The following is a 13,064-nucleotide window of genomic DNA, read 5'->3' on the forward strand; positions in this document are numbered from 1 at the left end:
TCGCGGTTGGTTTTTCGTCAACCGCACGCAGGTTTCACTCCCCGGCGCCTTGGAATAGAACAGCAACAGCACATTGCCGCTGTAGTCGCCGGGGCGATAACCCCCAGCCGGTTCAACCGGATCGATTTCCAGTAGCACGCGTTTGCCTGCCGCCGCTTCCTCTTGCGAAACCACCTGGCGTGGCGGCCGTTCTGCGCTCAATACCACGCCATTGAAGGTGACCCGCAATTCGATATCGTCGCCCGACTTGCCGTTGGACAGGTAGGGGATCGTCTCCAGGCGTGCTTCGATCGCGCTGGTGTCGTGGCGTACATCGAAGTTCTTGCGCATGCTGCCCAAGGTTGAAGTGGCGTGATGCCATTCGAGCCGTTGCGGCCGGTGGATCCAGTCGGACTCCGCCGGAAGAACGTAAAACGGCCGACTGGGTACCACCAGCGTCACTTCGAACGTGTGTTCTTCGCGGGCGGCCCAGATCACGGTGGTCGTCAGGGCTGCCGTGGCGATCAGCGCGACGACGGTGCATTGCTTGATCATGTTGATTACCCGTTGCGTCAATGGAGAACAGACCTAGCGGCGGCTGACCTGGAGGATTTTTTTCTGCTCGCCCTCGATCAGAAAGAAGCGGTACTGACGGCCCGGCTCTTTATCGAAAGCGAAACTCTTGCCGGCCAGCACGTGATGCTTGGTGGTCGCGCCGCAGTCGGCTTCGTCGGCCAGCGCGCAGCTTTTGAACTCGTCGATGACCACCACGGTGTTGCCGTTGTTGCGCAATTCGTAGCGACTGTCGGTTTCATTGATGGCGGTGGCGAAACGCGCATCTCGCGGCCGCACGAAAAAGATCGTACCGAACCCGGTCATAAGGTTGACCCCGGCGCTCAGGTTCTTTTTATAGTCCTCGCGTTCCTCGCCGCTGACCACGAACTCATCGGCTTTTTCGGGAACCACCGGAACAAACCGGACGCGGAAATAGCGCTCTTTTTCCCGCTCGCCCATGTACAGCAAACGCGTGCCTTGGGTGCCGTTGGCCGGGACGATCAGGCGTGCCGGGCTGGCCATCAAACCATTGCGCGAAGCACCGTCGGCGGCGTTCTCGACGGCAATTTCCTGCGGCACGCCATCGGCGCCGTAGACGATTTCCAGCACATTGACCTTGACGAACGCGGTGGCGTCGCCGCTGTTGAACACCCGTTTCAGGTAAGTACTTTTATCGGCGTCCAGATAGTCATACACCGTGCCCACATTGATCTGCGGACCGGCCTGTGCCGCCAGGCCAAACAGACTGAGCACGCCCAGTAAAAAAACACGCTTCATCGTCTTCAACTCCATGAAAAATCAAAGGGCCTGTCGGAGTTTTCAGACTTCCGAATCCCAGATAACGGTGATGTTGCCGGTGAACGTGTCGCTGAGCCCGGGACGGATCAGGAAGTCGATTGCGTCCTTGGGTATTTCGAAGCGCAGCGAACCGACCTTGCGATCAACATAAATGCTCGGCTGGAAGGGCCCGCCCCAGGTGTTGTATTGCAACTGGTACAGCTTGACGTCGACACCGCCGGGGCCGGTGATGCCGGCGGGCAACGTGAGATAGGTTTCAACTTCGGTGGAAGCGCCCTTCGGGCTCATCATTTTGCAGCGCGGACCACCGGTTGAGCTGCACAGCATCATCACTTTGAAGCGCGATGAGGCCGACAGGTAAAACTGTTGGTCACGGTAAATCTTGATCGGCTTCTTGCCGCTGTCGATCCAGCGCATCCAGCCACCTTCGGGCTCCAGCACCACGCGATTGCCGCCCGGCGGCAGATCGACTTTGAGGGTGTGCTGTACGTCGAGTACGAAATCCAGATTCAGTGCGCCGTCATCGGGCGTCATCAACGGCCCCAGGCTGAAGTCACCGGTTGGCCCGATCGAGTAGGTCATTGAGCCGGTGTATAACCCGGAAGACATACCCAGCGGATTGGGCGTGCGCAGTTCATAGGCGAAATCGAGGGTATCGAAGTACATCGACGGGATGCTGAAAGCCGCGACTTTGCTACACGCCGCTTCAACCGGCGCCTTCCAGAAAAAACGATAGCGATTGTCGCCATAAGCACCGACGCCGCTGTATTGGCATGGCGCAGGCGCATACACCCAACTGCTGCCGGTCCAGAGTTTTTGATGACCTTCAAGCGGGTCCGTCACCCCGACCAGTTTGTAGGCTGGATCGCTGAGAATGTACTGCGAGCCGATGCCGATGATGCGCACTTCCACCGTTTCGGCTTCCCCGGTTTCGGCATTAGTCACGGTCAACGGCCGCCAATTGGCCGGCACCCTCAGATCAATGCTGTCATTGGGCATCAGCGCCCGGGTGGAATTGAAGCGCACCGGCAACTGGATGCTGAACATATTGTTGTCTTTGCACTCGGACGGATAGCCTTCGCAGTAGCCGCTGTTCGGCGTCTGGTTGACGAACACGTTCTTGTTCGGTTGTGACGAATCCGGCTGAAACAACGCGCGAATTTCGCGACTGGCCGCCTCGATTGCCGGCGTGGCCATCACCAGGCACAAGCCCAGACCACAAGTGAGTCTTTTCATCGGATCAGCCCGCCTTCTGTTCGGTGGAGGTGACATCGGCCAAGGTATCCGGCGTACAACGCAGATCACCGATCATCAACACGTTGTTTTCCACGCGCGCCGCGTCCGTGTTCAAACGGAACCGGCAGAGCAATTGATCGCCCTGGCGCACTTCCAGCGTCGGCGCACCGGCGTTCATTTCCATCGAGAAGAACCCGTCCACTTCGCTCACGCCACGGCTGGCGTGGTTGATGATGTGGTGGCCCTTGAGCGGTTGGCTTGAGGGGTCGATCAAGCGACCGAGAACGGTCAGGGTTTTCATCACGCGGATCTTTCGATAATCGACGCCGCCCTTGTTCAAGTGATAACTCATGCGCGCCGGTTGAATCGCGGCGGCGGGCACATCGTTGCCTTCAAAATCGAAGCTCACCGTGCCGTTTTTGTACGCGGTGATCGGGATGAAGTTGCGCCCCGGCCGCAGATTGGCGCTGCCGCCGCTGAGGTCGTCGGCGCGCAGGGCGATGTCGTCCAGGTCGGACTCGACGTCGACAATCATTCCGGCGCCACCTCGGTCGTGTTGACTGGTCATGGTCAGGTGTTGGCCGCTCAGGGCAACGGTGCTGTCCAGGTTGAGGCCGCCGGTGAGGTTGCCGTTGAACGATGAGCGCTGCACAAAGCCGTCACCGTTGACCGCGTCGCTCTGGAAGCTGCCAGTACCGGAAAGCCCCAAACCATAGGTGTCGGCGATCGCCGTGGCCGAGACGCTTTGCAGCAGGTGGTCTTGCAAATCCTTGCGGTACGTCAGGGAGGCATTGTTGTCACGCCCGCCATCGCGCGAAGTGCGAGAGCCGAGGCTGCCGGAAATCTGCTCGCCCGGAGCGCCCAACGCCAGGCTTAGACTCAGATCGACCCCACGATTGCGGGCATCGCCGCTGCTGAAACTGCCGGGGCGGTCGAACACCGAAAACCGCCAGTTGGCATCGTTGCCAAACAATTCGCCGCGCTGGGTCCAGCCCAGATCAACAGCAACACCCTCGACGTTGCCGTCACTGTGCGACACCCGTGCATTGATCGAGCTTTTGTTGCTGACCCGGTGATTGACCGACAGCGCCGAGTTGCTGGTCTGGCCGATGAATACGTTGCGCTGACGCACGCGAGTGCCGTCCGGCAAGGTTTCGTAGGTGTTGGTGGTGTCGAGCCAACTGCGGTTGTGGGTGAGAAAAATACTGCCCGATCCGTAGCTGTACATGCCTTGCAGATCGAGACCGGTGCCGTGGTCTTCGGTCTGATAAAGGTTACCGAACACGCTGGTGTTGTTGGCCAGCGTCCAGTCGATCGAAGTGCCGTACTGCAATTTTTCGCTGATCTGCCGCCCGGAGAATCCGACGATGGCTCGCGGATGCAGCAAGTAGTTGAACGCAGCGCCAGCCGTCATGCCGCCGGACGCCTGGTCGTCCCAGTTGCTCCACAACTTGCTCTCGCGCCCGGCGAAGACGTTGTAACGCCAGCGTTCGTCGTGATTGCGCCAATTGTTCGGTTTGTAGATCAGTTCGGACGTGGTGGAGGTGATCTGGCCGTCTTCGATCAGGCGCACTTCAACTTCATAGATGCCGCCGGGTAGCGGTCGGGTATCCAGCGTTTGCAAACCGGCATCGACCGGTTGCGTGTTGATCAGCATGCCGTTGCGATAAATCTCCACCGAAGCTTGGCGGTTAGCGGTGACATAGAGCGGATAAACGCTGGGTTTCGGATTGTCAATGGCGAGGCTGTCGGAACTGCCGTACATGGCGCCCACTGCGGTGTCCGGGCTGGCGCCGAACGAACGCGGCTGGCGAGTCAGACCTTCAGAGTCGGGCATGAAATAGCCAAGCCGCAGGAAGCTGCCCTGCAGCTCTTTCTGGCTGTAGAGCTCTTGCACGGCGTGATACATCTGTTCGTCCGAACCGCCCAGACGGGCCATTTGCACGTTGAGACTTTGCGTCCAGTTGCCCAGGCTGCTGCTGGTGACCAGCCCGTAGCGGCCACCGAGATCCTGATCCTGGCCACCGTTGAGATTGAGCTGGTTGCGTACGATCAATCCGGTGCTGCCGGCTTGTGGTTGCAGGTAATAGCGCGGGGCCTGGCTGTCGCGCTCGGCATTTTCGGTGACGATCGACACCAGCGAATTTTCCAGGTTGTAGTGCACGGCGAGCATCTGCTCCGGGCAACTGCCCTGGCAGGCGCCCAAGGCAACACCGCGACCGAGATAGTCGGCCCAGACATCGCGCTCGGTGGCGCTGAAGTTGCTGTCGATGTTTTCGGTAAATTCGAGCAGGGTGATGCGATCATCGCGTGACAACACAATCATCGCCTCGCCCAGAAACTGTTGGTCCAACTCAACACGCACCGCCAGTGGTACATCAAAGAAGTGCTCTTCGAATTCGCTCGGCAACCCTTTCGCCTGCGCCAGCAAGTTACGCGGCGTGGTGCCGGCGGAGTTGGAAGCCACGGCTGCGCTGGCACAAAACAAAAGTGCAAGCGCCGCCGCGATGGGTGTCATCGGGAACATGAACTCTTACTCTGATTACGAAATGTGGAAGTCCGAGGGGGCAAGCACACGGCTTGCCCCCTCGGTGAGCGTTGACCTGGGGTCAGCGCTGGTTGTCGACGCGCTCGATCAAGGCGTCGCGACCGGAGGAACAGCGTCGAAGGTCATCGCAACCACACCGGTGTAATCGCCCGGCTCAAAGGAGCCGCCGACCGCGCTGATATTCAGCGCTGCACGGAAGTTCACATCCGACTCGGACTCACCCACTACCAGTTGTGGCGTCTGATTGAGGACGCGGTTGTTCAGCGTGACTTTCAACGGGATGTTGCTGGAACCGGAGATCAACTTGGCTTCACTGTCCAGGCTGGCGTGTACCGAGCCGTTGTTGTTACGCACGTCGAAGAAACCGTCGACTTCGTCCATCTTGCCCTTGCTCGGGTTGTAGTCCATGCGCTGATCCTTGTTGATCAGATCAGGGTTGGTCGGCACTACATAAAAGCCGTTGGTCGGCACATGAGCGACGATGTTGATGGAGTGAGCGGCTTCACCAGCGGCGAACGCTCCCGAGGAACCCAGTGCCAGAAGAGCCAACGGAGCAGCGATTGCGATTTTCTTGAACATCGTTCAGTACCTTGTTTTCTTGATGAGAAGGAAGAATTGAAAGTTCAGGTAAACCCTCAGGGGAGTTGAGCCAGGTCAACTTGAACTTTCAATGCCGGAGCATCATCGACTGTTGCCTCCGGAATGTAAGCAAGTAACTTCCTATAACCTCGTAGTTCGACAACCTCATGACCCGCAAGAAAAAAGAACAAAAAAACGATATTCAAAACAGTGGCTGTAAGTTATGCCCTACATACAGATTCAGTTAAAAAACCATACAGCAGCTTCGCCCAGACATAGCAGCACTTAGTTATATATTTAGAATACTTGCTCGATTAAATAGAGTGATGACTTTAACTTCAAAGTTATCCTTTGCGAAACCCTGGTGAAAATTAAGCTGTTGCATTCTCTGCAGAGATCGCCGCTCGTCAGCCGCCAGCAGGTCGGGGAAAAAACGTCTTGCGCCGGCCTAAAGATATATCTTAAGTTGTATCTAAACACGACGAGAGAAGACAGAAATGAGAGACCATCATTCCCCCCACCGCGAACACGGCGACGGCCGTGACGGCTTCGAGAAGCGTCCCGGTCGCGAACGCGGCGGCCGTGGCCCACGGGTGTTCGCACCCGGCGATCTGAAACTGCTGTTGCTGGCATTGATCGCCGAACAGCCGTGCCACGGCTACGACCTGATCCGCCAGATCGAAGGCATGTTCGACGGCGCGTACAGCCCAAGCCCCGGCGTGATCTACCCGACCCTGACCTTCCTGGAAGAAAGCGACCTGATTGCCGGCGACGCCGAGGGCGGCAAAAAACGCTACAGCGTTACCGAGGCCGGGCGTTTGTCGCTAGGCGAACAGGCCGTGGCGCTTGATGGCGTGCGCATGCGTATCGACGTCAGCAAACGCTCACTGCGCGGCCATGACCGCCCCGCCGAAATCCACGAAGCGGTGCACAACTTGCGCCATGCCCTGCAAATGCACCACGGGCGCTGGAGCCCGGAAGAAATCCTGCGCGTGCGTGACCTGCTCAACGACACCGCCAAAGCAATCGTCGACGGCCCTGCCGTTCAACCTGCCTCGGAGAAAGCCGAATGACTGCAGTCGATACCCAAACCATTCACCGCGTGATGCACGAAATCAAACGCCGCAAGCTTGAAGTGCTGCGTGTGGTCGACCTGACGCCGCGCATGCGCCGCATCACCCTCGGTGGGCCGGAACTGGCCGGCTTCATCAGCCTGGGCACGGATGATCACGTCAAACTGCTGTTCCCGCAGAACGCCGAACAGACGGCGGCACTGGAGACGATGGTACTTGGCGCTGGCAAGGACAACGGACCAATGCCCGAAATGCGCGACTACACACCGCGTCGCTACGACCTGGACAAACTGGAACTGGACATCGATTTCGTCCTGCACGGCGATGGCCCTGCCTCGACCTGGGCTGAGCAAGCCAAACCGGGACAATTCCTGCACATCGGCGGGCCGCGCGGCTCGATGATCGTGCCGGACATCTTCGACAGCTATCTGTTGATCGGTGACGAAACCGCCCTGCCCGCCATCGCCCGTCGCCTCGAAGGTCTGGCGGCGAATCGCAAGGCGCTGGTGGTGATCGAAGTGGAAAACGGACGCGAGCAACAAGTGCTGGAAAGCGCAGCACAGGTCAATGTGATCTGGGTATTGCGTGAAGGCGGCAAGGACAACCTGCTGACCACCGTCAAACAGTTGCAGGTGCCCCAAGGCAATCTGTACGCGTGGGTGGCGACGGAAACCAAAGTCTCACGGCAGATTCGCCGGGTGCTGATCGATGAGCACGGGCTGGATGAGCAACTCATCAAAGCCGTCGGCTACTGGCGCGCTGAAGGCACTCCTGAAGAGGAGTGACTTTTTGGTATTCACCCTCCACTTGAGGGGGGAACTTAATTGTGGTGAGGGGATTTATCCCCGATGGGCTGCGCAGCGGCCCCAGAACCTGCACCAGGGTGAGTAATCCGTGGAGGCAGGTTTCAGGGCCGCTCCGCGCCCCATCGGGGATAAATCCCCTCACCACAGGTTTTGCATGAATTCAGGACTGCGATCCGCGCCAGCGGTCGAGGCCGATTACCAGCAACCCGATCACCACAAACCCCACCAATATCCCCCCGGCATTAATAAACACCTGTGGATAACCCAACACCGCCACATCAATGAACGGATACGCATACGCGCCCAGCAAATGCCCGCGCAGCAAGGCGTAGATGAAATACACCAGCGGATAAATCAGCCACAGTGGCAGATGCCACAGGCGCAATCTGCCCTTCGGTACGCAAAACCACCAATACCCCAAAAACAGCAGCGGCATTACGTCGTGCAGCAATTCATCAGCAACAAACTGCCAACCCTCCGGATGCCACAAATGCCGTAGCAAAATACTGTAGGCCAGACCGACCACGACAATACTCACGGCAATCCCGCTACTCACCCACGGCTTTAAAAACCAGCGGCGTGCGGCGGATTCGCGATCAGTTACAGCGCAGGTCAACACCGTCGCCACCAGCGTGTTCGTCCAAATCGTGAAGTAACTGAAAAAGCTCACCAGCCCGCCCAACAGACTGGCGTTGACGCTCAAACGCGCGAAGAAAATCAGATAAAGCTGAATAGCCAATCCCGCCCAACCCAATACGGCAGCGCAAGTGATCAGGCGTCGCCGCCAGACGGCGTCCATCTCAGAGCGGTCGCTTGGTGCGCATCAACTTCACATACAGACGCTCGACCTTTTCGCGCGCCCACGGGGTTTTGCGCAGGAACGTCAGGCTCGACTTGATGCTCGGGTCGCTTTTGAAGCAGCGGATATCGATGCGCTCGGCCAGCCCCGACCATTCGTAATGGCTCACCAAAGCGTTGAGGATCTGTTCAAGCGTCACGCCGTGCAGCGGATCGGGGGTTTGTTCGTTCATGCCAGGCCTTTGAGCGAAGTGAAAATGCAGAAGCCGCGCACCTTAGCCGAGGGGGTGATCGGGTGGAAGGCCTACCTTCAAATGTAGGCCAACCCGCAAAGATCGCAGGCCAGCACACGGCCCACAATGCGCCCGTTTGCCGCACTGTTACCGATTGCGAAATGCTGCATGTCTGCAAAAGCCCTTTGTCTTTTTGTTACAGATCATTATCCTGCCGCCCTTCCGCTGAAACGCTTCACTGCCTGCGACATATTGAAGCGCTCGAATTGCATCCCGAAAACACCAAAAAAAGACTTATCCATGCCCGATTTTTCCTTCTCCCGAGACAGCGCTACCTCAGTACTGCGCACCCTTGGCGGCTGCACCGCGCTGGGCCTCGCCACCTGCGCTCAAGCGGCGCCCGCGTTCGACAGTGACTCACCGTGGATGCTCGGTGACTGGAACGGCACGCGCACCGAACTCTCGGAAAAAGGCTACGACTTCAAACTCGATTACACCGGCGAAATGGGCAGCAACCTGCACGGTGGCTACGATCACGACCGCACCGCGCGTTACAGCGATCAGTTTGGCCTGGGCACTCACCTGGACCTGCAAAAAATCCTCGGCTGGGACGATGCAGAATTCCAACTGACCATCACCAAGCGCAGCGGCAACAACATCAGCAACGACCGGATCAACGATCCGCGCGTCGGCGGCTTCACTTCCGCCCAGGAAGTCTGGGGCCGTGGCCAGACCACGCGCCTGACGCAGATGTGGTATCAGCAGAAATTCTTCGATCAGAAACTCGACATCAAGGTCGGCCGCTTCGGCGAAGGCGAAGACTTCAACAGCTTCCCGTGCGACTTCCAGAACCTGGCGTTCTGCGGCTCGCAGGTCGGCAACTGGGTCGGCGGCATCTGGTACAACTGGCCGGTCAGCCAATGGGCGATGCGCGTCAAATATCACCTGACCCCAGAGCTGTACGCGCAGGTCGGCGCCTATGAGCAGAACCCGTCGAACCTCGATCGCGGCAACGGTTTCAAACTCAGCGGCAGCGGCACCCAAGGCGCGATCCTGCCGATCGAGCTGGTGTGGACGCCGAAGCTCAATGGTTTGCCGGGCGAATACCGCGCCGGTTACTACTACAGCAACGCCAAGGCCACCGATGCTTATAAAGATCAGAATGGCCAACCGGCCGCCCTCAGCGGCGAAGCCTACCGCAGCGCATCGAGCAAACACGGCGTGTGGCTGGGCATTCAGCAGCAAGTCACCAGCGTGGCCAGCGACAACTCGCGCGGTTTGAGCGTGTTCGCCAACGGCACGATGCACGACAAGAAAACCAACGCCATCGATAACTATGTGCAGGCCGGCATCACCTACAAAGGCCCGTTCGATGCTCGTGCAAAAGACGACATCGGTTTCGCCCTCGCCCGCGTGCACGTCAACCCGGCCTACCGCAAAAACGCCGAAGCGAGCAATCAGGCCCACGCCGTTTATGACTACGACGATCCGTCGTTCCTGCCGCCGCAAGACACCGAATACAGCGCCGAACTGTATTACGGCGTGCACGTGACGAACTGGCTGACCGTGCGCCCGAACCTGCAATACATCCGCCACCCCGGTGGCGTGAACAACGTCGACGACGCCCTGATCGGCGGGATCAAGATCCAGTCCTCGTTCTAAACAACACCACGGATCAAATGTAGGAGCGAGCCTGCTCGCGAAAGCAATTTCAACTTCACCAAAGAAGTCGACTGACACACCGCTTTCGCGAGCAGGCTCGCTCCCACATGAAATTCGTTAGCTAGACAAGTTTTTATCTGAACCATACCCGCGCCCAATCGTCATCTACAGTGACTACAGCGCGGGACTACATAAACGTCACGGAGAATCACACTATGAGCACCGAAAGTGCTTCGAGTCGGGGCCGTCTGCTACCCAGCCTGCTCGGCATTCTGCTTCTACTGATGGGCCTGGCCATGCTGGCCGGAGGGGTCAAGCTGAGCATGCTCGGCGGCTCGCTGTACTACCTGCTGGCCGGTATCGGCATTGCGCTGACCGGTATTCTGTTGCTGCTGCGCCGTCGCGCCGCGCTGGGCCTGTACGCCATCGTGCTGTTTGCCAGCACTGTTTGGGCGCTGTGGGAAGTCGGCCTGGACTGGTGGCAACTGGTGCCACGTCTGGCCCTGTGGTTCGTTCTCGGCTTCGTGATGTTGCTGCCATGGTTCCGTCGTCCACTGCTGCTCGACGGCCCGGCGCCAATGGGCACTCGCGGCTTGACCGTGGCTGTGGTGCTGGCCGGCCTCACCGCGCTGATCAGCTTGTTCACCCACCCGGGCGAAACCTTCGGCGAACTGGGTCGCGACACCGCCGACACCACCAGCACCGCACCAGCGATGCCGGATGGGGACTGGCAGGCCTATGGCCGCACCGAATTCGGTGACCGTTACTCGCCGCTGAAGCAGATCACCCCGGCCAACGTCGGCAAGCTGCAAGAAGCCTGGCGCATCCAGACCGGCGATCTGCCGACCGCTGATGACCCGGTTGAGCTGACCAACGAAAACACCCCGCTGAAAGCCAACGGCATGATCTATGCCTGCACCGCGCACAGCAAAGTGCTCGCGCTGGACCCGGACACCGGCAAGGAACTGTGGCGCTTCGACCCGCAGATCAAGAGCCCGGTCGGCTTCAAAGGCTTCGCACACATGACTTGCCGTGGCGTGTCGTACTACGACGAAGCCGCTTACGCCAAGACTGAAAATGCTGCGTCCGCCGTTATCTCCGAAGCTGGCAAAGCCGTTGCTCAGGCCTGCCCGCGTCGTCTGTACCTGCCCACCGCTGATGCTCGCCTGATCGCCCTGAACGCCGACACCGGCAAGATCTGCGAAGGCTTCGGCAAAAACGGTGTGGTTGACCTGACCCAAGGCATCGGCCCGTTCACCGCGGGTGGCTACTACTCCACCTCGCCTGCCGCGATTACCCGTGATCTGGTGATCATGGGCGGTCACGTTACCGACAACGAATCGACCAACGAGCCATCGGGCGTGATCCGCGCTTTCGACGTGCGCGACGGTCACCTCGTATGGAACTGGGACAGCGACAAGCCAGACGCCACCGAGCCTTTGGCACCGGGCGAAATCTACAGCCGTAACTCGGCCAACATGTGGTCGCTGGCCAGTGTCGACGAAAAACTCGGCATGGTTTACCTGCCTCTGGGCAACCAGACTCCTGACCAGTGGGGCGCTGACCGCACTCCTGGCGCCGAGAAATTCAGCGCCGGCGTTGTCGCGCTGGACCTGGCCACCGGTAAAGTGCGCTGGAACTACCAGTTCACTCACCACGACCTGTGGGACATGGACGTTGGCAGCCAGCCAACCCTGCTCGACATGAAAACCGCCGACGGCGTGAAACCTGCGCTGATCGCCCCGACCAAACAGGGCAGCCTGTACGTCCTCGACCGTCGTGACGGTACGCCGATCATCCCGATCAAGGAAATCCCGGTACCGCAAGGCGCCGTGAAAGGCGACCACACCGCACCGACCCAGGCCCGTTCGGACCTCAACCTGCTGGCCCCGGAACTGACCGAAAAAGCCATGTGGGGCGCGAGCCCGTTCGACCAGATGCTGTGCCGCATACAGTTCAAGGAACTGCGTTACGAAGGCCAATACACCCCGCCGTCGGAACAGGGCAGCCTGATCTACCCGGGTAACGTCGGTGTGTTCAACTGGGGCGGCGTGTCGGTCGATCCGGTGCGTCAGATCCTGTTCACCAGCCCGAACTACATGGCCTTCGTGTCGAAAATGGTGCCGCGCGAGCAAGTCGCCGCCGACAGCAAACGCGAAAGCGAAACCGCTGGCGTGCAACCGAACACCGGCGCGCCATACGCGGTGATCATGCACCCGTTCATGTCGCCACTCGGCGTACCGTGCCAGGCCCCGGCCTGGGGCTACGTTGCTGGTATCGACCTGACCACTGGCAAAGTCGTGTGGAAACGCAAAAACGGCACCAGCCGCGACAGCTCGCCAATCCCGATCGGCTTCACCCTCGGCGTGCCGAGCATGGGCGGCTCGATGGTGACTGCCGGCGGCGTCGGCTTCCTCAGCGGCACCCTCGACCAGTACCTGCGTGCGTACGACGTGAACAGCGGTAAAGAGCTGTGGAAATCGCGTCTGCCTGCGGGCGGCCAAGCGACTCCGATGACCTACACCGGCAAGGACGGCAAGCAATACGTCCTGTTGGTTGTGGGTGGTCACGGTTCGCTGGGCACCAAAATGGGTGACTATGTGATTGCGTACAAACTGCCGGAATAAGCGTTAGCGGCGGTAAAGAAGAAGGCGATGTCCCGCAAGGGTCATCGCCTTTTTTGTGCCTGGCGAGATGAGCATATGGCAGCGTCTCAATCGCCAATCGGTATAGACAACTGTCAACTCTGACAGTCGCCACGAGAGCGTTTCTTGCCGATCATCAATGACAGGTGCAC

Annotated in this window: 10 protein-coding genes and 1 pseudogene; 4 read left to right on the forward strand and 7 right to left on the reverse strand. The window is 59.2% G+C overall.

The window, feature by feature from the left end; translation table 11 throughout:
* Nucleotides 1–42 precede the first annotated feature (42 nt).
* The 5 genes and pseudogenes from JFT91_RS13030 to JFT91_RS13050 all read right to left on the reverse strand — a co-directional run.
* Nucleotides 43–534, reverse strand: a pseudogene (locus tag JFT91_RS13030) (CS1 type fimbrial major subunit); the annotation flags it as partial.
* A gap of 33 nt (nucleotides 535–567) precedes the next feature.
* Nucleotides 568–1,311 carry a molecular chaperone gene (locus JFT91_RS13035; RefSeq protein WP_201232593.1) on the reverse strand — a complete coding sequence of 248 codons (744 nt, stop codon included), beginning with the start codon at nucleotides 1,309–1,311 and terminating at the stop codon, nucleotides 568–570.
* 42 nt (nucleotides 1,312–1,353) lie between these two features.
* Complete coding sequence (locus JFT91_RS13040; protein ID WP_201232594.1) at nucleotides 1,354–2,568, reverse strand: hypothetical protein; 1,215 nt, start codon at nucleotides 2,566–2,568, stop codon at nucleotides 1,354–1,356.
* A 4-nt stretch (nucleotides 2,569–2,572) separates the two neighbouring features.
* Nucleotides 2,573–5,095, reverse strand: coding sequence for a TcfC E-set like domain-containing protein (locus JFT91_RS13045; protein ID WP_201232595.1), 2,523 nt, complete (start codon nucleotides 5,093–5,095; stop codon nucleotides 2,573–2,575).
* Between the two features lie 108 nt (nucleotides 5,096–5,203).
* The gene (locus tag JFT91_RS13050) at nucleotides 5,204–5,695 is read right to left on the reverse strand and encodes a CS1 type fimbrial major subunit (RefSeq protein ID WP_201232596.1); all 492 of its coding nucleotides are present in this window, start codon (nucleotides 5,693–5,695) and stop codon (nucleotides 5,204–5,206) included.
* Between the two features lie 497 nt (nucleotides 5,696–6,192).
* Between JFT91_RS13050 and JFT91_RS13055 the strand changes: the two genes are divergently transcribed.
* Nucleotides 6,193–6,768 carry a PadR family transcriptional regulator gene (locus JFT91_RS13055; RefSeq protein WP_122589924.1) on the forward strand — a complete coding sequence of 192 codons (576 nt, stop codon included), beginning with the start codon at nucleotides 6,193–6,195 and terminating at the stop codon, nucleotides 6,766–6,768.
* On the forward strand, nucleotides 6,765–7,553 hold the full coding sequence (locus JFT91_RS13060; RefSeq protein WP_201232597.1) for a siderophore-interacting protein: 789 nt from the start codon (nucleotides 6,765–6,767) through the stop codon (nucleotides 7,551–7,553). Before JFT91_RS13055 ends, JFT91_RS13060 begins: the two co-directional genes overlap by 4 nt.
* 181 nt (nucleotides 7,554–7,734) lie before the next feature.
* On the opposite strand, the gene JFT91_RS13065 is transcribed toward JFT91_RS13060, so the two are convergent.
* Nucleotides 7,735–8,373 (reverse strand): Pr6Pr family membrane protein, encoded by a 639-nt coding sequence (locus JFT91_RS13065; protein ID WP_201232598.1) that lies wholly within the window; start codon nucleotides 8,371–8,373, stop codon nucleotides 7,735–7,737.
* Between the two features lies 1 nt (nucleotide 8,374).
* Nucleotides 8,375–8,605 carry a VF530 family protein gene (locus JFT91_RS13070; RefSeq protein WP_007916799.1) on the reverse strand — a complete coding sequence of 77 codons (231 nt, stop codon included), beginning with the start codon at nucleotides 8,603–8,605 and terminating at the stop codon, nucleotides 8,375–8,377.
* 300 nt (nucleotides 8,606–8,905) lie between these two features.
* Here JFT91_RS13070 and JFT91_RS13075 point away from each other — a divergent pair, with 300 nt between their 5' ends.
* On the forward strand, nucleotides 8,906–10,267 hold the full coding sequence (locus tag JFT91_RS13075; RefSeq protein WP_201228372.1) for a carbohydrate porin: 1,362 nt from the start codon (nucleotides 8,906–8,908) through the stop codon (nucleotides 10,265–10,267).
* A gap of 215 nt (nucleotides 10,268–10,482) precedes the next feature.
* Nucleotides 10,483–12,894, forward strand: a complete 2,412-nt coding sequence (locus JFT91_RS13080; RefSeq protein WP_201232599.1) for a glucose/quinate/shikimate family membrane-bound PQQ-dependent dehydrogenase — start codon at nucleotides 10,483–10,485, stop codon at nucleotides 12,892–12,894.
* Nucleotides 12,895–13,064 lie beyond the last annotated feature (170 nt).

Origin of the sequence: Pseudomonas sp. TH08, assembly GCF_016651275.1 — a bacterium.
Taxonomy (GTDB): domain Bacteria; phylum Pseudomonadota; class Gammaproteobacteria; order Pseudomonadales; family Pseudomonadaceae; genus Aquipseudomonas.